Source organism: Pseudoalteromonas sp. Z1A8 (assembly GCF_011378855.1).
Classification (GTDB): Bacteria; Pseudomonadota; Gammaproteobacteria; order Enterobacterales; family Alteromonadaceae; genus Pseudoalteromonas.
Genome location: NZ_WTLB01000010.1, coordinates 22,279 through 42,955, shown reverse-complemented (window position 1 = coordinate 42,955; position 20,677 = coordinate 22,279). Strand labels below are relative to the sequence as shown.

At 39.8% G+C, this 20,677-nt stretch carries 15 protein-coding genes; 7 read left to right on the top strand and 8 right to left on the bottom strand.

The window, feature by feature from the left end; translation table 11 throughout:
- Window positions 1–39: 39 nt before the first annotated feature.
- From GQR55_RS05870 to GQR55_RS05835, 8 genes are all read right to left on the bottom strand, one after another.
- Window positions 40–882: a SprT family zinc-dependent metalloprotease gene (locus GQR55_RS05870; protein ID WP_346774253.1), complete on the bottom strand. Its 843-nt coding sequence runs from the start codon at window positions 880–882 to the stop codon at window positions 40–42.
- Window positions 882–4,181: an HsdR family type I site-specific deoxyribonuclease gene (locus tag GQR55_RS05865; protein ID WP_166419832.1), complete on the bottom strand. Its 3,300-nt coding sequence runs from the start codon at window positions 4,179–4,181 to the stop codon at window positions 882–884. Before GQR55_RS05865 ends, GQR55_RS05870 begins: the two co-directional genes overlap by 1 nt.
- Before the next feature lie 4 nt (window positions 4,182–4,185).
- Complete coding sequence (locus GQR55_RS05860) at window positions 4,186–5,352, bottom strand: PD-(D/E)XK nuclease family protein (protein WP_166419831.1); 1,167 nt, start codon at window positions 5,350–5,352, stop codon at window positions 4,186–4,188.
- Window positions 5,353–5,446: 94 nt separating this feature from the next.
- Window positions 5,447–6,316, bottom strand: a complete 870-nt coding sequence (locus GQR55_RS05855; protein WP_166419830.1) for a GIY-YIG nuclease family protein — start codon at window positions 6,314–6,316, stop codon at window positions 5,447–5,449.
- 20 nt (window positions 6,317–6,336) lie between these two features.
- Complete coding sequence (locus GQR55_RS05850; protein ID WP_166419829.1) at window positions 6,337–8,130, bottom strand: anti-phage dCTP deaminase; 1,794 nt, start codon at window positions 8,128–8,130, stop codon at window positions 6,337–6,339.
- On the bottom strand, window positions 8,127–9,314 hold the full coding sequence (locus GQR55_RS05845; protein ID WP_166419828.1) for a restriction endonuclease subunit S: 1,188 nt from the start codon (window positions 9,312–9,314) through the stop codon (window positions 8,127–8,129). The genes GQR55_RS05850 and GQR55_RS05845 overlap by 4 nt, the downstream gene beginning before the upstream one ends.
- Window positions 9,304–10,827: a type I restriction-modification system subunit M gene (locus tag GQR55_RS05840; RefSeq protein ID WP_166419827.1), complete on the bottom strand. Its 1,524-nt coding sequence runs from the start codon at window positions 10,825–10,827 to the stop codon at window positions 9,304–9,306. Before GQR55_RS05840 ends, GQR55_RS05845 begins: the two co-directional genes overlap by 11 nt.
- Before the next feature lie 37 nt (window positions 10,828–10,864).
- Entirely contained in the window at window positions 10,865–11,443 is a 579-nt protein-coding gene (locus tag GQR55_RS05835) for a restriction endonuclease subunit S (protein ID WP_166419826.1), read from the bottom strand.
- 454 nt (window positions 11,444–11,897) lie between these two features.
- Here GQR55_RS05835 and GQR55_RS05830 point away from each other — a divergent pair, with 454 nt between their 5' ends.
- From GQR55_RS05830 to GQR55_RS05800, 7 genes are all read left to right on the top strand, one after another.
- Window positions 11,898–13,073 (top strand): site-specific integrase, encoded by a 1,176-nt coding sequence (locus tag GQR55_RS05830; protein ID WP_166419825.1) that lies wholly within the window; start codon window positions 11,898–11,900, stop codon window positions 13,071–13,073.
- Window positions 13,066–15,654 (top strand): hypothetical protein, encoded by a 2,589-nt coding sequence (locus GQR55_RS05825; RefSeq protein ID WP_166419824.1) that lies wholly within the window; start codon window positions 13,066–13,068, stop codon window positions 15,652–15,654. The genes GQR55_RS05830 and GQR55_RS05825 overlap by 8 nt, the downstream gene beginning before the upstream one ends.
- Entirely contained in the window at window positions 15,651–17,645 is a 1,995-nt protein-coding gene (locus GQR55_RS05820; RefSeq protein WP_166419823.1) for a hypothetical protein, read from the top strand. The genes GQR55_RS05825 and GQR55_RS05820 overlap by 4 nt, the downstream gene beginning before the upstream one ends.
- A 1-nt stretch (window position 17,646) precedes the next feature.
- Window positions 17,647–18,051, top strand: a complete 405-nt coding sequence (locus tag GQR55_RS05815; protein WP_166419822.1) for a hypothetical protein — start codon at window positions 17,647–17,649, stop codon at window positions 18,049–18,051.
- Window positions 18,052–18,088: 37 nt separating this feature from the next.
- Window positions 18,089–18,337 carry a hypothetical protein gene (locus tag GQR55_RS05810; RefSeq protein ID WP_166419821.1) on the top strand — a complete coding sequence of 83 codons (249 nt, stop codon included), beginning with the start codon at window positions 18,089–18,091 and terminating at the stop codon, window positions 18,335–18,337.
- Between the two features lie 92 nt (window positions 18,338–18,429).
- Window positions 18,430–19,584, top strand: coding sequence for an N-6 DNA methylase (locus GQR55_RS05805; RefSeq protein WP_346774254.1), 1,155 nt, complete (start codon window positions 18,430–18,432; stop codon window positions 19,582–19,584).
- A complete protein-coding gene (locus tag GQR55_RS05800) occupies window positions 19,574–20,629 on the top strand; it encodes a PDDEXK nuclease domain-containing protein (protein WP_166419820.1) in 1,056 nt (351 codons plus the stop codon). Before GQR55_RS05805 ends, GQR55_RS05800 begins: the two co-directional genes overlap by 11 nt.
- Window positions 20,630–20,677: the final 48 nt, after the last annotated feature.

The window sequence follows — 20,677 nt, the reverse complement described above, 5'->3', positions numbered from 1 at the left end:
TTATGTGGCCTTTAAGGAATCTTGGATTTAAAAAAACTATTATTCATTCAAATACATCTCCGCCATGTCATCCAATTTAGCTTTTACTTCTTTCCAGTTGGGCATAACTTGGGTTAATAAGCGCCAGAATCGCTCGCTGTGGTTGTGCTCAGCTATATGGCAAAGCTCATGTAATATCACGTAATCAATACACTCTTTCGGTGCTTTAACTAGGTGCGGGTTGAGCATTAAGTTACCTTTAGTTGAACAGCTACCCCATTGCTTTTTCATTGGTATTACACGAAAAGAGGGAATGCCTACTACCCACGTAGTTTTAGGCAGCAGTTCGGCAAGGCGCTCATGAAAAATGGCTTTTGCCTTATGCTGATACCATTTGTCGATTAGCGGTTTAATTTTCGCAACGCGGCTATTTTGACTATCAGGGGCAAGATCTTTACTCACTTCATGCTTGATTGTGACGTTTAATTTACCTCGGCTGAGCTTCACACTGGACACTTGCTCAGCATCAACAATGACCTTGAGTACATAGCGCTTACCTAAATAAAATTGGGTTTCGCCACTCACATAATGCTTATGTAATACCGTGTCTTTTTGCTTTGCAAAGTCATTAATACTTTGCCATATCCACCTTGCACGCTTGTATATGGCTTCTCGAATAGTATCTTCGCTTGTATCATGGGGCACGCTTGCCACAACACGTTGATCAGGGTGAACTTTTATAATGATTTTACGAGCTACTTTTTTAGCGGTATCACTAGGCTTTGTTTTACGAATAACGTCATAGCGAATGGTGTCGTTACCATAAGTAAAAACACCGTGTTCGTTGGTTGTTGCGCTGCTTTTTTCAGAATGAATAGCAGCGGCAACAGAGTGCTTGCTCACTAAACGTCACCTCGTGATATACCTAAACGGGTCTTCTTTAACACTTCTTCAATCAGCTTTTGTGCGTTATCAAGGCCAAGCTCGGTAAACAGTATGGGTAATAACTTCATGTGAATAGCGTTTTCAATTTCCGCAGGGTTAATGGAATACTCAGCAACCGCATCATTCACGACGGCGTCAATATTAAAAGCAAGTGCTACTAGCTTCTCGTTATCCAGTGCCTTTTCAGTTAAAAGCTCAGCATCAAATAGGTGCTTAAACAAACCAAAATAGGCTTGGGCATGTTTGTTTAACTTGCCTGAGTCATTCATAAAGTCATTGGGGGCATCAGCGATTTTGCGGTCTTTTACTTCTTGCTCAAAATCAGCAAAAAGAATGTATTGCTTAACAGGGGCATCAAACATGGCTCTTGCATCTTCAATGGCCTTTTTAAGCATCTTAGAAAAATATTCCTGTGCATAAGGGTCATCAGCTAAGTCTTGCTCAATCATCTTAGTGATACGGCCAGTGATTTTATCTGTTTGGTTACGCGCTTCGTCATCACTCATATCCAGCGGCTTGACGTCTTTGCCCAAGTTACCAACTAAATACGCGCCATCAGGCTCTTTTACTTCAATACCCGCTATGTGTTTATCGAGTAAGCTACGGATATCTTCAGCGTATTCATCATAATTAATTGTTTCGTCTGCCAATTCCATTACCATTTTACGCAAACTCACAAAAGCCTTTAGATCACGTTTGTATAGGTCGCGCTTGTTGTCAAACGACTTATCTTCAAAGTAGGTAGCCGATTGCAGTGCAACTTTTATACAGCTTGAGAACGCTTTTAATGCATCATAAAAGTCTTCACGTTTTTTCAAATTAGTATCAATAAGGCTGCCGTTAATTTCTTGTATTTTGGGTGCTAGTGCCTGACTCAATGATGCGGGCTGGAGTTTGTTTTTAACCCCGTCAAATATCGCCCACAAATCACAGTGTAACCCCGGCAGTTTTTTATATTCCGTATCCATTCGGTTATACAAACCTTTCAGGTCGTCGATATCAAAACCGCCTTGAGTGCGTTCAGCAAGGTCTTGGTACTTTTCAATGGTGGTATCAAGCTCTTTTAATATGCCTCGGTAGTCAATCAGGTAACCAAACTGCTTTTTGCTATGCAACCGGTTAACACGAGCAATCGCTTGAATCAGGTTGTGCTCTTTAAGAGGCTTATCGATATACAGCACGGTGTTCTTTGGCTCGTCAAAGCCCGTTAGCAGCTTATCCACCACTATCATAATGTCAGGGCCATCATCTCTGCCAAAGTCTTTTATAATGGCTTTGGTGTAGGCTTTTTCATCCATTTTATCAACATTGGCCTTCCACCAGTTTTGCACAATGTCTTTGCTTTCTTGATCAACCGCCTCGTGCCCCTCGCGTGTGTCAGGAGCTGACATCGCAACGACCGACGTAATGGTGCCAATTTTATCTAGTGCCTCTTTGTAGCGTATTGCAGAGGCCTTAGAGTCACAGGCTAGTTGGCCTTTCAAACCTTGGTGCTTAAAGTTTTGAAAATGGTCGGCAATATCATAGGCAATCAACATAATGCGATCGGCAGTTTGATAAATTTGACCTTTTTGCGAAAACTTTCTTTTTAAATCGGTTTTTTGTTTGTCGCTTAGCTTACTGGTGCTGCGTTCAAACCATGCATCAATGGCTTTGTCGTTAACGTTTAGCTCAGGAATACGTTCTTCATACAGCAGTGGAGTCACTGTTTTATCTTCAACCGCTTGTTGCATCGTGTAAGAGTGAATAATTTTACCGAATTTATTTTCGGTCTTATCGTCTTTTAATAGCGGCGTACCTGTAAAAGCAATAAAAGCCGCTTTAGGTAGCGTTTGTTGCATACGAATATTATTTTCACCATTTTGACTGCGGTGGCCTTCATCCACTAACACAATTATATTCGGGCTGTCGTTGTAGCAGTTTTTATGTTTTATAGCTGAGCCAAACTTATTAATAATCGAAAAAATAACGCGCTCGTTACTTTGACCAATTTGCTCTGCCAAACGTTTTCCTGTTGTTGCCATTGCATCTTTTTTATCACGGTCGGTGAGTACACCACCGGAGGCAAACGTACGGCTTAGCTGGTCTTCTAAATCCACGCGGTCAGTCACAATAATTACGCGGCACTGCGTAAGCTCTTCAAGCCAAATAAGTGCTTTTGATAAAAATACCATCGTAAACGACTTACCACTGCCTGTGGTATGCCATATAACGCCGCCTTCACGCGAACCCGAGTCATCAAACGTATTAATACGCTCTATTAGCGCCTTAATACCAAACACCTGCTGATAACGCGCAACAATTTTGCCCTTTTCTTTATCAAATAGCGTAAACAGTCGGGTCATATCCAATAAGCGCTCAGGGCGCAGCAAACTTACAATCAGCCTGTCTTGGTCGGTTACCGTCAACTCACCCGCAGCAACAAGTGAAAGGTAATCATCTTTATCTCCTGCAGGACGATGATTAAAGAGCGCATTTAATTGCTCATCATGCAGCGTGTGATTTTTAAGCCTAACAAATTCCGCTTCAGGTATTTGCTCTTCTTTCCATTTAGCCCAAAACTTATCTTTTGTGCCGCACGTTGCATACAAGCCCTCATGCCCGTTTATGGCTAACAGTAACTGGGTGTATGCATATAAATGCGGTATTTCATCTTGCTTTTGGTTACGAATATGCTGAGAAATTGCCTCAGCATTGGTCGATTTACCTTCTTTGTTCGAATCGGGGCGTTTTGCCTCAATCACCACTAATGGCAAACCATTTACAAAACACACAATATCAGGTCTACGGTTGCCCGTACCCTCGGCATTTTGTACTACAAATTCCTCGGTACAATGAAACGCATTGTTATCAATATTATGCCAATCAATCAGCTTAATAGTGGGAGATGCTTTTTTACCATCAATAAATTCAGTCACACTCACGCCATACATTAGCGCATCATAAATTTTTTCGTTAGCGGCTTTTAGCCCAAGGTTCATCGCAGGGTTCAGCTCATGCATTACCTTATCAATGGCCGCTTCTGAGAGCGTATGCTGCTTACCTGCAAACGAAAATGTCTGTTTGGCTAAAAAGGCACGCATTACAGGTAACAGTACCACCTGATGGGTGCTTTTTCTGTGGCTTGCTAACGTATTACCGCGTAACGCCTCGCATTCACTTGGTGGAATGTAGGTGTAACCCAAGTTGGTCAACAAAGTTAATGCTGGGATTTTGGCGCTGAACTCTTCTTTGAAGTTTGCTATTTTATTATTCATATAATCAAGTCAACCTTTTTAAAATCACAGGTTTTAAACCATTTATTGCTTCAAATGTCTCAACTAACTCTTGTGTAAGGCTATCCACATTTAAATTATTAACAGGCCACCTGAAGTAGCGCACACCTTGAGAATACCATTGATTACGCGGTATTTTCGCTAAGTTCTCATTGAAAATTTCAAGTCCTAATTCAGAATCGTTGGTCTGAATTTGAATCTGAATAAAGATGTATTTCCCTGTATTAAGTTGATCATTTTCAGTCATGTGATCAGATATGGAAGTTCTTGCAAAAAGTGCTACTTCAATTGTTTCTTCTTTATCATATAAAATAGTCGTAGGTAATCCATACCAAGAGGCTTTTTTACTATGTAACACCCCCATTAATTCTGGATTTTGCTCAAGAACAGAGTGTATTCTTTGCGAAACGCTTTGTAAGGTAGTCCTTAATAAAGACCAAGCTTCAGATATTTCGCCAATGTGAGTTAAAGCAAACTCTTCTTGCGCCTTATTTAGTTGACTGTCGTTCACAAGGTTCTCCAAGTGTAATAAAAAATCTTTCAAAATCAGAGACCATTTATTAAATGGCGCTTCAAAGAAATGTTGCTGTAATCCTTTTTTTACTTCATTGACTAATTGTTTAAAGCTAATCCCACACCAACGTTTGTGCTGGTTATTATCGTCTACTTTCCCATCAGGAGATAAGATAACAAAAACCGCTTGTTTGCTTGTTTCATCTGTTAACTCACTTCCTATACTAGAAGTCGCATTGGAAGAAATTAAGTTATCTACATGCATTTCATATTCTTCAAAAGGGTTAATTTGCTGATGATTAACTTTACTTTCAATCGCGATAATCCATTCTTCAGAGCTTAACAATAAATCGATGCGTTTATTGTTTTGGGTCGTGACTTCTCGCTGTGGTTTATTGTGAACTTCAGCATGGTGTAGATTTGTATAGTTGGGGGTTTGACGTATCAAATTGACGATACTGGATACGACTAAATCGTGCATTTCGTGAACTTCAGATGAGTCACAAAAGAAACTGAGTACTTCAGTCATTGGATTTTCAAAATGACCGCGACTACCAATATCAAAAAAGGTTGTTTCTCTCTCATCTTTCGGGAGCTGCTTAAAAGCTTCAACTAAAGCTGTTAACTGTTCAATATCCATTTATTGGTATTCCTTATTATCGATGTGCAAGCATCCTTAAACTAGCACTGGGTATAGATTGGTAATATCTGTCAATCAATTTTGCCGTAATTATTTACAGTGTAATTGGTTCAATAGCACGACCTTGATGGTCATGGAGTGTAATGCCTTGTTCAGTTTTCCAGTCTACCCAACCATTAGAGCTGGCTAGTAACAAAAACATCGAAGCACCGCTTGGCGTAGGGAATAAATAATCACGTTGAAATACAAAGCGCCCATTTTGCTCTGCGATAACACCTTTAGCTAGTAGCTGGTCACGCTTATCGTAAAACCGTTGTTCGGTTTTACGCTTGGTGGTCATAGGAGCGGAAGAGCCTTTTAATACCACCATGCCTTCGTTGGTATAAATGCCCTTGGCATCGACACCTGTGCGGCTACAAGAAAACATCTGTTCGGTTTTGGTAGGTGATGTTTCTGTCAGTGGTTCAAAAACAGGGTAGCCAAGGGTAGCTAATAATAAACTGCCTATTTCATGAATTTCATCGCAATCGGCTTTAAGCGGAATAGGCGTATGCGGCTTTTGCCCGCCATTACCATTAAGCAACTCATAACGTTGGCACTGTTTTGCTTTTTCTATCGACAGCGATTCTAAATACAGCACATGAGTTTGGGTTAAGTTATTGGTGAGCGACACCAATACCAATACTCGTTCCCAGTCTTTCTTTTCGTCTTTATAATGCTGCATCAATCGGCTGCCTACATCGCCAGACTGCCCAATATACAGCTCGTCTTTGCTATCGCCAGAGACTAAAAAATATAGTCCCACTTGTTTGGCTTCTGGCATTTTTACAAATTCAGCAATGTCACTGCGCGGCACTTCAATTAAGCGAATAATCGAGGTGGTTTGCTCGGCAATGCGAATCCCCGCAGGGTCACCTGTGGGTAAAAAAATTTGAATTGTGCGAGGTCGCTTATGTGTAATCATACAAAATCCCTATAGTTTTATTAAAGTGGACTGTCTTTTGCCGAGTATTCTTCCCAAATCTCAGCAGCAGCTTGCTCAATTTCAATATATGACTTAGGGATAAGTGGAGTTCTGATGGGAGCGTTTGACTTATCCCACACTAAAGTTGAGCCTTTCTTATCTTTTCTTTTTAATTTTGAACCTGCTCCCAAGCTCATTGAAAATAGATCTAAGAACCTTCTAGGTCCAACACCAATAAATGGCTCAAAAGCTATAAGTTGATCATCTTGAGTTGATTTATCAAACTCGGACTTCAGTTGAATTGATTCTGAATGAAAATCAAGAGCACGACTTTTTGGATATGGTTCGACATATACTACTCGTTTCATACCCCCAGCGATTATATGCTTAGCACAGTTATGGCAGGGAAAAGTTGTACAATACAATGTAGTCCCTACTGTGGGAATTCCAGCTCTTCCACATGACAATAGTGCATCCATTTCAGCATGAACAACACGACCAAACTCAGTCAAATCTGAAATTTTACTGCCTATTAATATCTCATTTAAACCCAGCTCTTTATCACTAGCTACGATTCCAGAATCCAATAGTTTTTTTGCTATTTCTAGTGCTATTTCGGCTTGAGCTTGCTTATTTGAATCACCGTCTCTCGTGTAGTCTTTCCCATCTTGATGATCACTAACTTCACCAGTTTCAGGGTCAGCTTCAGCCCAATATAACCCCCCACCAGATTGAGGGACATCATTCGCACCTGTTGCAATAATTTGATTATTTTGACTAATTACAGCACCTACTTGACGAGAAAGGTCGCCAGAACGAACCGAACTATTAAATGCCATAAACATCGCAAACTCATCAAAAGTTGGGTTTTTGTATGGATGTGAGAAAATAAGCTCTAAAAATCGTTGAAGCCTATTTTTAACATGGTCATCATTTTTACCAAGGTTTAGGAAAAAGTCAGCAAGATGATAAGTGTCCCTAGTTTTTTGACCGTGACCAAAGCTTTCATCTTCATCTATCTTAATAAGTTCATTTGCCTGCTCTAAAGTGCAGCCTTTATCATCTGTTAAGTATTTATGGCGTCTTTTCTCATCAGCATGAATGCCTATTAAATAAAAACCGTCACCATAAACTTTCCGTAAAAGATCTACCTCACTTGGATGTTTTAAAGAATTTATTATGTATGCTTTTTTTGTTGAACCTTCGGTACGATTATTTAAGATTTGTTTTGCTACCCCAGCGGCTAAAATTGCATTACTTTGACTATCTTTGCGTAACGAATCTCCTGACTCCATATAGTGCTTTATGCGGTCATATTCACGACTTGTTCCTGTATTGGCATAGCTTGTTAAAATCCCAGAAACACGTACTTCTTCGACGTCATAACCAAAGCCCATTAGTCTATCTTTAAGTGGGTCAATCACTCGCTTAGACTCAGTACCTACTGCACTCACAATACCAATAATTAATTCACTATCATTGATATTAGATTCAAGATACTTTCTCTCAATCGTTTGTTCTTTTATATTTATTGATTTTTGCGTATTTTCAATAGGTATATTTTCTACTTTAGCTACAATTTCAGGTTTTGGAAATTGCTGCGGATAAATTAGATGTGGCACTTCGCTTTCTAATTTTTCTTTTTCAGCTCCTTGACCTTGAAACTGAATAGTACCAGTTGATTCATACCAATTAAGTAGCCCATTACCCACTCGAAGAACTTTTTTATTAGTCTGTGATTCATCCCAAGTGCCATTTAAACTACTCAATTTGGTTTGAAGTTCAGAATATGATCCTGTAAATTTTAAACTCATAAATCTTCCCTAATCTCTGGTTTCACTCTGCGCTTACCTGTTAACAACTGCTGCATCAGCGCTTTTTTCTCTTGTTTTAAGTCGGCGAGTTGTTGTTGTAATAACTCAATTTCTTTATCTGCATTTGTTAGTACAGTTGCTATTTTTTGCTGTTCTTCTGACGAAGGTAACCCAATAACTAAATTTGAGAATATGGAAATCCAATGTCGTTGATGACCTCCCACAGGGTAATTTAGCACTTGCATAGCTTCATATATGTACTTAATAGACACACCATCTTTTGCAACTAGTATTTTCATTGCACTAGACTTAGCCTTGAATGGAAAATCTACAAACTTACTGGCTGTTGTAAAGTCATCAAAAATTATCGCTGGTAACTCTTCTCTGAAGATACCAAAGTCTTCGTTTGAGTAACCTAAGATAAACGTCTTACCAGCCGTTAACACAGGTGTTTTATATTCGTCTGAATATTCAGTTGATTTAACTAAAAACGGCGTTGGTTGTTTGTAATCGAGTAACTTGCCTAACTCAATTCTTTTCCACTCTCCCTCAAACTGTTTACCTGAATCATCAAGTAGGCGTTTTTTACCTGTGAGCAGTTGTTGCATTAGGGCTTTTTTCTGCTGTTTGCTGTTGTCGATTAGGCGATCGGTGGTGCTAATCGCTTTATCCCAAGTGGATAGGATTTTGGCGATTTTGCGTTGTTCAGGAAGTGGAGGAGCATCAATTGGAATAGATCGTATAGTTGGTAAATTAAGCCCAGCTTTTGCACCAGAATCATTTAACCGATTTATTTTATGATTCATTTCTTTTGATGATAAGAGATACGCAATATATTTACTGTGCGACTTTTTCTCATCCAATCGTATTAAAGCGGTGTGCTGATTTATAAATGCCTCACCCAACCCTTCGTGAACCCAGCCAATTTTTCCAAGTTCGGCTGTAATAGACATAAGAATATCGCCAGCTTTTAGCGATGTTCTTTTGCCATCTGAAGAATCGCTTTTTACATCAACAAATTTCAAATCTGATAAATTTAAATAAATATTATCTCTTTGAAGATTTGTCATTCGAATGAACTTGCTGCCTTGCTCTGCGTAGTACTTTGCCCAGTCACGAGAGCCACTTGTTACAGTCAAGCATAAGTTATTTAAGCGAACATGTTCCCATCCATTAGGCACCATAACCCAACTCCTTTAAGTAGCCTTCCATTTCTGTCTCTAGAGTTTGCAATTCGCTTTTAAGCTCCACACGCTCAGTTCGTACCGCCACTAAATCAATCTCGGCTTCTTCTTCAAACGTATCAACGTAACGCGGAATATTGAGGTTAAAGTCGTTTTCGGCAATTTCGTCAAAGCTTGCTAGGTATGAATACTTATCGGTAGTTTCACGCGCTTTGTAGGTGTCGATAACTTTTTTAATGTTGTCAGGCGTTAACTGGTTTTGGTTTTTACCTGACTTGAATTCACGGCTCGCATCAATAAACAATACGTTGTTGTCGGTTTTGTGCTTTTTGAATATCAAAATGGCAGCGGGGATGCCTGTACCAAAAAACAGCTTTTCTGGTAGGCCGATTACGGTATCTAGCAGGTTTTCTTCAATAAGCTGTTTACGGATTTTCCCCTCGCTTGATGCGCGAAACAGCACACCATGTGGTACAACTACCGCCATACGGCCAGTTTCTGGTTTTAGCGTCTCTATCATGTGGCTGATAAACGCATAATCACCTTTGGTTTTAGGCGGTACACCACGGCGAAAACGCCCGTATGGGTCGCTGCTTGCATCGTCATGTCCCCACTTATCCAAGCTAAACGGCGGGTTGGCGGTAACCACGTCAAAGTGCAGTAAGCCGTTGCCGTCTTTATCAAGTAGCAGAGGGTTACGAATAGTGTCGCCCCACTCAATACGGTGGTTGTCTTCACCGTGTAGGAACATATTCATTTTGGCGAGTGCCCATGTAGAGCCAATGGCTTCTTGCCCAAATAGAGCGTATTTTTTTGAGCCAGAGTTTTTACGCACCATAGCGCCACATTTTAACAGCAGCGAGCCACTGCCTGTACATGGGTCACATATTTGATCGCCCTCAACGGGTTCTAAAACGGTTGCTAAAAGGGTTGAGACCTCAGGTGGGGTGTAGTATTCGCCAGCGGTCGCGCCACTGCCTGCGGCAAAGTGTTTAATAAGGTATTCATAGGCGTTACCGATAATATCTAAGCTACCTACACGCTCTGTGCTTAGGTTTAAAATGTCTTTACCAAAGTCTTCTAATAAGTGGCGCAGCAAATCGTTTTTTTGCTTTTCTTGGCCTAGGCGGTCGGTGTTAAAGCTGATGTCTTGGAATACGTTTTTAAGCTTACTGCCGTTAGCTTCTTCTAGTGCGTGTAAAGCTTTATCAATACGTTCACCGTTACCTGCTTCATAGCGTTTTTCGTATAAATCCCAAAAGCTCGCGCCTTCTGGTAACACAAAACGTTGCTTAGACATCATAGCGTGGATTAAATCTGGCTTATCGCCATACTGAGTAACCAGTTTATTGTATTCGTCTTTGTATACATCAGAGATATATTTTAAAAACAGCATAGTAAGGATGAAGTCTTTATAGGTATCGGCACTGATCACACCGCGAAAGGTGTCGCAGGCGTTCCACACCGCTTTGTTAATATCGTCCTGATTGATTTGATTTATAGTTGTTGCCATAGTCGGAAATACCTTAGTTTAGTTAATTATAAACATCTTAATTCAATAATTTTAATGCAATTGTTGTTTGTTCTTTATCTTTATTTTTAATTAGCTGCATCATTGCAGCTCGTTCTTTTAAAGCACACTTATGCATATCTGCGATAAGTTGTTGGTCTTTAATATCTAACAGCTTTAGCGGGGTGTTCTCTAGTACTTGCCTACGCACACTTAAATGCAACGACCCCTCAGCGGTGGTGCTGAAATAGCGCTGAGCTGGTAGTTGATTTAATTGCCAACAGATGAACTCAGGTTTCACTCGATTTTGATACTCAGGTTTCACTCGTATCAAAAAAAAGTGTGGGGAGCAGACTGTATTTACTGGCAAGTCTTCAACTAGAGCAGCAAAATGCTTTACACCTTTAGCAACAAACAGCACATCACCGGAACGTAGCCAATTTGGCGCCTTTTTACCGGGAAGTATTACTTTAACCATTTCATCCTGAAAAACTTCTCCTGTAGCGCGTGTATCTCTAACTTGAACTACGTGCACATCCCCATTTTCATCAGCAGGAATAGTTCCTCTAAAGGGATAGCCAGAAAACACATCAGCAATCTCGCAAAGTATTGTAAACATTGGAGCTGATACCTTTTTATAAAATATATAAACCACTTATTTAGTTGCTAAAGCACGAATGTTTTAGCTTAGTTTTAAGATTTAAGCATATTCGTACAAAAAAAGATAATTTATAACTGAATATTTTTGCAATATAAAAATGGCGCATGTAGTGCGGTAGTTTGATGCTGCACTATTTTTCGCGTTTTTGGTTGACATTTAATAGTATACTGCTATTTTTTATGCATCATTGTGATGGAGTGGTATTTTGTACTTAAAACCTAGAGTTGTACGCAGAAGTGTAAATATAGGAAGTCTCCCTTATTTTTGTAATGTTGATGGGAATGGGCTACACACTGTAGCTTTTCATGAAGATCACATTGTGGAGCGCTTCCCTAGAGTGTTATCGCTATTGCGAATTCAGGATGTTCTCGAAATCAATTTATTCCTAGAGCACAGATATAAAGGGCTTTTTATGCCACCTAAACGTGGTGGTAGGAAAAACCCGCTTGGTGGTGTAGCACTCATTACCGTGCAGTCGTTAGCAAATTCGATGAGTTTGTTTCTGCAATGGGTTGAGAAAAATAATGTGGACTGGCATGAGGTTTATGCCGTAAGTGACAGCGATAAAGCAAAATACTGGTTGCCAGTTTATCGCTATCGCAAGCACCTTATAGAACAAGTGATAGCGAAGGATATTGACCGAGATACGGCAAACTTATATATAAACCATGTTAGGCAGTTTTACGAGTGGGCAAGAAAGCAACGCAGAATTGATAAAGTGCCATTCAAATATAAAACTAAGGTCATTAAGAAAAAGCGCAAGGATGGCGGTTTAGACTTGCTATTTACTGACTACGGTAGCGAGGAAAAAGGATTTATTATTACCACCACTGACTTACTGATCCCTAAAAAGTATAAACAAAAGAAGTCAGGCGATGCGGGTTTATCACCTTACAGTCAAGATGAATTGAAACTGCTCTATGCCAGCAAGGAACTGACAAAGCAAGGATCTAAATTGCGAGTGGATTTAGCGGTTCAATGTGGCCTGCGTGCGGAGGAAATTGCTACTTTTAGCGCTAGTCATGTTGTTGATACTGCCTTGGATAATAAAGCGATTTATTACGTAAATATTATTGGCAAGTACGACAAAGAGCGCACGATAATGGTGTCAAAAGGGTTGATGACATCACTTTGGCAATATCGTAACGGCAAAGAACACCAAGACAGATTAGCTAAGTGGCAGCTTGAACATGGTAACTGTGATGATGCACCACTTTTTCTTAATCGCTCTGGTGATTTTATGTCTCGTAAATCAATCGGAAACGTGATTTCAAAGGTGCGCAAAGAATTAGCGCTATTTGGGAAAACATTAAAGCGTGATTTCCATGATTTACGCTCAACATTTGCTACAAACATTGCTGGTTTCCTTATTTATAAAAACCTGCCCATTGGCTTTGTGCAATACAAGTTAATGCAGTTGATGGGTCATGCGGATTTTTCAACGACCCAAAAGTACATCAATTTCTCTCGATCACTAACATTCGATAAACAAATGGGAAGCTGGGTAGATAAATTGTTTGGTGAGTTTGTTACCCCGCTGCAAGAAGATGCATTTAATGCCGAGCAATTAGGAGGTGCAGATGCTTGATACCGTAACCGATTTTTCACCGTTAGAAGAACAGCTAAGCAGTTATTTAACTGATGAAAATAGTAAGCGCATTAAACTGCACATTAGCTCTTTTAAACTCTTGTTGCTTCGACATTCAGTGTTGCGAAGCCATTGTCACAGTTTATTGCAAGATATTCACTCGCTATTTCGTGATGATTATTGGCTTAAGTTAGAGATATTGTCGCAAAATATACCCCACGAAGATGACTTGATGTTTAGACGCTGTTTATCTTATTTTGCAAGCGCAATTAGCGAGAACAATTCAAGACCTAGCAGGGTTTTTGTATTTGATACAAACATTGATTTATTGCATTGGTATCGCAAGAGTTTCCGATTAGGTAAAGAGCTTAACGATGTCATAAGTGCATGGGGTATGCGGTCAACGCTTGCCAAAAGTAGCACTCTTATGGTCGCGCAAACTGCCCAAAGATGTTTGAAATTGCTTTTTGATGCAGCCCCTGTAGTTGAAAAACAGATCTATGAGCATGGTTTACTTTGGTTTAACTCAACCATGCACTTTAGACAAACCTTTAACGAATACCCGATTAAAGATAAACACTACGTACTTCAGTCAGCATTATTTTCGGTGCTTGAAGTATACCAACCAAATCATTTTCAAGTTGTAAGAATCACTATTAATGACAAGTCTATAAACGTTACTGATTTAGCAGATATTGCGCCTGTACTGGTTGAACAGCTTCAGGAACTGGCTAACTCAGATAAGTTTAAAGGTGAGCTAGAGCATAATGTTGTTTCAATTACTATGCGCTTTATAAATATTGTGGGCAGCATTCGAAAAGTAGCTAAGAAGAATAAATGTGCTTTAGTTGATGAAGGACTTGATGGCTTTAAGAAAAATAAGTTTGCTTTGCTTAAAGAAGCAAAAGCTTTACTTAGAAAAGAGCAATTCGCTGAATTGCTCTTATTACTAGAGCAGCACCTTGGGTATGAGGTTCATAGCCATGAATACATTGAATATTTACTGCCTTTTTATTTTGAAAAAGAACAGATGTATAGGCATATCAACTACTCTAAGTTGGCAAGCCAATGTCCTGAAATTGCGACGAAATTATTAGAAGTTCATAGTTCTGAAATCGACCTTTTGCCAGAGAAAAATTATGGAATGATTACTTTGTATGGCCGCTTCACCACACTTAATCGTTTATTGATAAATTTTTTTTTACCTAACTTTTTAGAGCAACTTAAGAAATACGGCTTTAAGTGCCTCAGCTTAGATAAAAATCGTATACAAAAAAGTGTTTTTCAATATATTCAGTCTGATGTTAAAAGCAAGATCATAAGCCTAAATACGGGCATGTCTTATTTCGAAGCAATAAGGTGGATAATGGCCATTACAGGGCAGGCAGTAGTTGAAGCTTACAAACTGTCATCTAAGCGCCAACAACGTCATGCCAGAAGAATGAAAATCGAAGATTTATACAGTGATCAAGAATTGCGGGAATTGATTTTTTACATTGAAAAGGGGATCAAGGAAACAGATAACGTAAAGCAATTAATCGCACTGTACTTTGCTCGCATCCAAGTAAAAAGTTGTTGGAATACGTCACCTATGGCGGACATAGAGCTTAATGATATTACGGAAGTTTCTCTGCCAACGGCTAAAAAAAGTATTACGGTGTTGATCCAAAAACCTAGAAAAGGTTATGACACCGATCCCTATTCCTTAGATGGACGAACAGTAAATAGTGTGATGCGAGATATCGTTTACGTAAAAGATACCCTGACTCACGACTACCGTCATTTGGGAGGTAAGCATGTACAGAATTATCTATTTATCTTCAAAGAAAAAACCAATGTAAGTTGTGTATTAGCAAGTAATATCATTGCCCATATCAAATCTATTTTGAGTCGACTTGGTTGCACGGTGAATTATGACTCAATGCGTATTCGCAAGAATGGTGCAAATCACCTTTACCGTGAAGTAGCAAAGCAAATGCGCGCATATGAATCGGCAAAAATTCATACCTTCGACACGTTCATCAAGCACTACCAACGAGTGAGCGAAGAAAAAACACAACAAACTCTGCACACGGCATTAGATGTAATGCAGCGTTATTTTACAGGCCGAGAAATTGTTCCGGAAATTAAGGTGTTAATGGTTGATGACAGTAGCACTCAGAAAACGCCTACGGGAGAGTGTGCATCGCAAGGAAATGATGGAGAAGCGTCACAATACGGTAAAGAGCATCGGCATCTATCAGGCAGTAAGGAAAACGGATGGTGCAGTGACTTTTTGGCTTGTGTGTGGTGCAAGCACTTTAGAACAGTTGCAGACCCAGACCATGTTTGGCAGTTGCTTAGCTATCGTGATTATGTGTTGACAGATATGGCGGCCAGTATTTCTGATATTGAAAATAATGAATTTCAGCAGGAAGCGATTGCGGCACTGCATCAGCGAGTTAATGACATATTAGAGCAAGTAGCGATAAAAAATCCGATGGCAGTTACTAAGGGAAAGGAGCTGATGGCGGAAAGAGGAATGCATCCGTTTTGGGCATTTGCAGTAACGTCAGTTAAGAATGTTGGAGATATTTTATGACAGAAATTTCAACTGCTGTAGATGGTTGTTTAAAGATTGATGGGCTTATCAGCATTAATCCTTATACTTCAACAATCGATGTGCAACTGGCGCCCTTAGTACTTTGGCAATACATACGTTCTAATAAAAGGCAGATCACTTTATTCGGGGATGATTCATGGTATTCACAAGGCAACAATTTATCCATAAATTTTAATGGTGTTGGAGTTAAGTATCAATATCAACTTAAAGCCCTAACACTTGGTATGTATACGCAAGGCTCAGGACAAGGTATGGATCCGCTCGCATGGAGTACGATTCGTAGAAATATTGCTAACCTAAAACGTTTTGGCAAATGGCTTGAACGTTACAGCATTGAGAGCTTTGATGATTTAGACAAACTGCCAGAATTGCGTTTGCGCAATATCATATTGGACTTCGTGCAAGCGTCCGATTTAAAGAAACATCCATCTTATGCGGAGGCACTTCGAGCGGCAATCTATTGGTTGAAGCTTTATTCAGTAGTTAAAAATGAGCAGTTTTACAATTTAATGAATGAGTATTTTTTTCCATTTACCTTACTAAGAAAAGAGCGCAGAAATAAGCATTCAGTAATTCCGACTCAAATAATGAAGCAAGTTCTCAAGGCAAGCGAAGAGCATATCAATGTTGTTGAGAAGATCACCGATAATTGGCACAGCCTGCAAACAAAACTAAATGATGCCGTTGAGTACGCACCAAAAAAGTATCTTAAAAACTCAACATACGTTGACGGATTAAATGAAAAAGAGTCTGCTGAATTAGATGAATATTATGAACTGATTAAAAACCTTCGTAGATATACCTTTGTACTTGTGCTTAGTTATACAGGTATGCGCCATGGCGAAGCAATGGCGTTGAGTGATGATTCAGCAATTGAGCGAAACGGTAAATATTTTATCAAGACGTTGTTATCTAAAACAACAGATGAAACCCAAAGCTTAGAATGGATAACGAATGAAGTCACATATCGAGCAGTAAAGCTACTCACGAGAGTTTGTTCTGTTTACCATGAACGTGCTGCTTTGCTACTTAAGCATCATAGCGATTTATTGCCAATAAAGCGTAAGTTGAATTTAGAGTTTGGATTAAGTAGTCGAACCTTATTTGGTGTGTCTCCCCATAAAAAATCCTGCGAATTTTCTATACATACTCAGTCAACTAGCAATGGCTTTAACAACATAAATAAGATGTTTTTGATAAGGGTTACTGAGCACGATATTGCCGAGCTTGAGCGCATGGGGTGCAATTACCAATCTGTCGGCTCAAATCATATAAAGTTCAAAAAGCCCTATAAAAAAGGCGATTTCTTCAATTTTACGGCCCATCAATTTAGACATACCTTTGCGTGGTTTATTGTTGCAAACCGCTTAGGTGATTTAGACGATATTAAGTATCAGTACAAACATTTAGAAAACATGATGTCATTGGTTTACAGTCAACGAGGCTATGAGTCTATGGAGGAATTAATTGGACTAACCGAAAGCTTCTCTGAGTTTATGATATCGCAAGCAATGGAAGATATGGTGAACGCAGCACAAGATGGTACGCTCGCAGGTAAAGGTGGACAAAATTTTATAGCAAAGCTGACTGAGATTCTGGCAGATGATCTTACCACCGGAAGCACCCCTCACTTTAAAAATATGGAAGAGTTGATCACGTTTACTGCTAAGCATACCAACAATTTTAGAGGTGTGTCACATGGATATTGCACTAAGGGATCGGAATGTAAAGTTCGTAATGCAGCAGACCCAAGCCACTGTGTATGGTGCGATAGCTACATTGCAACACCAAGGCACTTACCACACTGGCTGGTTGTTAAAAAACGATGCGAATCGCAACTAGCTGCATTTGAAAAATTTCCGTCAGAGATTAAACAAAGATTTAAAGCCTTTAGTACGGCATTAAAAGACAACCTTGAAGCCGCCAATATCATCATTGACCAGTTAACGATAAAAGTGAAGGAAGCCTAATATGAGCGAATCAGTTGAGATCACAATGGCGGACAAAATTGATGTGGCATTGTCTGAAATGGCAGCCAATAATGAAAAAATTAATGTTAGCCAAGTAGCGAAACGATTAGGAATATCAAACTCTGCTATCTACAAGTTCAACCCTGAAAAGATCCCGGATATTCAGACTGCGCAAAAGCGGCAGAAGAATAAAGCTGAGACCATTACGCTAGGTACTGAAAATGAAAAGCTCATGAAAGAAGTTAAATCTTTGAAAGCATCAAACCTTGATTATAAGGAGCTAGCTGACGATTTGAGAACGCAAAATCAGTCATTGTGGGAGCACATTCAGCAGGTTTACAACATGTACGATGAAGTATTGGCAGAGCGTAATGGTTTTGCTGAAAGGCTAAAACACGGACTCTAATTTTCATAATTGAATTAACAACCATGAGGTATTTACTATGAGTAAAAACACAAAGAAAACATCTAAAAATGTCGCATCAAAGGCCGCCAAAACATTAACCGATCCTAATGCTTCCAAGACAGCTAAAAAATTAGCAGGCTCTGCGCTATCACAAAAAGGAACTAGCAAGCAAACAGTCGCTGACATGGAAGACTTCGCATCAAAGGTATTGCAAAGCGACAAGTACAGTAAAGATACAAAAGAACTAGCAGGCTCGGTTTTATCTCAATCCAATAAAAAGCGATAGATTTAGTAACAAAACTGCATTCCCCCGCCTCAATTTACTGCTGTTTTTAGAGTAAATTCCTCAAAAACTATTACCACTCTTCAAGTCAATAAATATGGGGTGGTAACAATTTTTCATTTGTCGAAAACGACATTACCTCAACGCCTAAGTCAATTGTTACCCTAATAGCTGATATGATCGAACCATTTGAAGGTAAAATTTACGACCCCTGTTGTGGCTCGGGCGGTATGTTTGTGCAATCGCTTAAGTTTATTAATAGCCATAACGGCAATCAAAAAAATGTGTCTATTTATGGGCAAGAGTACACTAACACCACCTATAAACTAGCTAAAATGAACCTTGCCGTGCGCGGTATTTCGGGCAATTTAGGCGATATAGCAGGCGATACCTTTTTTAAAGATCAACACCCCGACCTAAAAGCCGATTACATTATGGCAAACCCACCGTTTAACCAAAAACAGTGGCGCGCCGATAACGAATTAGTTGACGATGCGCGTTGGGCGGGTTACCCAACACCGCCAACCGGTAATGCCAATTATGCGTGGATCATGCATATGATCTCAAAACTTAGCGAGCATGGCACTGCAGGCTTTGTATTGGCTAATGGTTCAATGAGTTCTAACACCAGTGGTGAGGGCGATATTCGCAAAAAAATAATCGAAAACGATTTAGTCGATTGTATGATAGCCCTACCAGGGCAGCTGTTTTACACCACACAAATTCCGGTGTGTTTATGGTTTATAAGTAAAGACAAACGCGGCAATAACGAAAAAGGCCTACTAAAGCGCCGCGACCGCCAAGGCGAAACGCTCTTTATAGATGCCCGCGAAATGGGCTCTATGGTTAACCGTACCTTAAAAGAACTCACCAACGACGACATAGCTAAAATTACACAAACCTACCATATTTGGCGCGGCGAAGAGCTAACTACAGCAAGTACCGAGCGAGCAAGCGCACAAAAAGAGCAAAGCGCAAATAAAGAGCAACGTGAAAATAAAGAGCAAGAACAAGAGTACAAAGATGTAGCCGGTTACTGTAAATCAGCCACTCTTGCCGATATAAAAGCGAACGACTACGTATTGACCCCCGGGCGCTATGTCGGCGCTGCTGATATTGTTGACGATGGTATCCCGTTCGAGACCAAAATGAGCGAACTTAGCCAAACCCTTTACAGCCAAATGAATCAAGCCGATGAACTTGATAACGCTATTCGACAAAACTTGGAGGCACTGGGTTATGGAAAATAGTAACGCATTAGATAACCCCGCCATATTAATAGAAATTAAACAGGTTATCGAACAAGCGCGTAAACAGGTTAAACAAACCGTTAATCACGCTATGGTGAACGCCTATTGGCAAATTGGACGGTTAATTGTTGAACAAGAGCAGCAAGGAGCGGCACGAGCTGAATATGGAAAAACACAACTTGCGTTGCTCTCAACACAATTAACTGCACAATTTGGTAAGGGATATTCAAGTCGAAACTTACGCAATATGCGCAGTTTTTATTTAGCCTTTTCAAAATGGCAGACAGTGTCTGCCAAATTGAGTTGGTCGCATTATTCAACGCTTATCCGCATTGAAAATGAAAATGCCCGCTTATGGTATATGCAAGAGGCCAGTCAACAAAACTGGAGTGTACGCGCCTTAGAGCGTCAAATCGGCACGCTTTACTACGAGCGTTTGCTCTCAAGTAAAAACAAACAACCCGTAGAGCAAGAAGCCCAACAAAACACGCAAGTATTGGCAGAATCCGCAAAAGACTACCTGCGCGACCCCTACATTTTAGATTTTTTAAACCTGCAAGATAAAAGCTATCAAGAAAACGAGCTAGAGCAAGGCATTATAAATAACCTACAACAGTTTTTATTAGAGCTAGGTAAAGGCTTTGCTTTTGTAGAGCGCCAAAAACGCATTCGCTTTGATGACGAAGACTTTTATATCGACCTCGTTTTTTACAATTTTAAACTCAAGTGTTTTTTATTGCTCGACTTAAAAATTGGCAAACTCAAACACCAAGATATAGGCCAAATGGATACCTACATTCGCTTGTACGATGACCTACACACCAGCAGCGACGATAACCCTACTATTGGCTTGGTCTTATGCAGTGAAAAAAGCGAAGCCGTTGTTAAATACTCGGTACTGAGCGATCAAAAACAACTCTTTGCCGCAAAATATTTAGCCCACTTACCCAGCGAAGAAGAGCTGCGAATAGAACTCCAAAAAGAGCGCGAACGCGTCCAAGCGCAATTGCTTAATCAGCAAGTTAAAGGCAAAGATAATGAATAAACAAATCGGCGAAGCGCAAGCGCTTAATAAAGCGAACTGTAAAAATTT

What these genes read in the sequence shown, in the direction of transcription:
- GQR55_RS05850 (WP_166419829.1), bottom strand. Translation starts at nt 8,130, where the DNA reads ATGAGTTTAAAATTTACAGGATCATATTCTGAACTTCAAACCAAATTG.
- GQR55_RS05825 (WP_166419824.1), top strand. Translation starts at nt 13,066, where the DNA reads ATGCTTGATACCGTAACCGATTTTTCACCGTTAGAAGAACAGCTAAGC.
- GQR55_RS05820 (WP_166419823.1), top strand. Translation starts at nt 15,651, where the DNA reads ATGACAGAAATTTCAACTGCTGTAGATGGTTGTTTAAAGATTGATGGG.
- GQR55_RS05830 (WP_166419825.1), top strand. Translation starts at nt 11,898, where the DNA reads ATGCCACCTAAACGTGGTGGTAGGAAAAACCCGCTTGGTGGTGTAGCA.
- GQR55_RS05810 (WP_166419821.1), top strand. Translation starts at nt 18,089, where the DNA reads ATGAGTAAAAACACAAAGAAAACATCTAAAAATGTCGCATCAAAGGCC.
- GQR55_RS05865 (WP_166419832.1), bottom strand. Translation starts at nt 4,181, where the DNA reads ATGAATAATAAAATAGCAAACTTCAAAGAAGAGTTCAGCGCCAAAATC.
- GQR55_RS05835 (WP_166419826.1), bottom strand. Translation starts at nt 11,443, where the DNA reads ATGTTTACAATACTTTGCGAGATTGCTGATGTGTTTTCTGGCTATCCC.
- GQR55_RS05800 (WP_166419820.1), top strand. Translation starts at nt 19,574, where the DNA reads ATGGAAAATAGTAACGCATTAGATAACCCCGCCATATTAATAGAAATT.
- GQR55_RS05855 (WP_166419830.1), bottom strand. Translation starts at nt 6,316, where the DNA reads ATGATTACACATAAGCGACCTCGCACAATTCAAATTTTTTTACCCACA.
- GQR55_RS05845 (WP_166419828.1), bottom strand. Translation starts at nt 9,314, where the DNA reads ATGGTGCCTAATGGATGGGAACATGTTCGCTTAAATAACTTATGCTTG.
- GQR55_RS05815 (WP_166419822.1), top strand. Translation starts at nt 17,647, where the DNA reads ATGAGCGAATCAGTTGAGATCACAATGGCGGACAAAATTGATGTGGCA.
- GQR55_RS05840 (WP_166419827.1), bottom strand. Translation starts at nt 10,827, where the DNA reads ATGGCAACAACTATAAATCAAATCAATCAGGACGATATTAACAAAGCG.
- GQR55_RS05860 (WP_166419831.1), bottom strand. Translation starts at nt 5,352, where the DNA reads ATGGATATTGAACAGTTAACAGCTTTAGTTGAAGCTTTTAAGCAGCTC.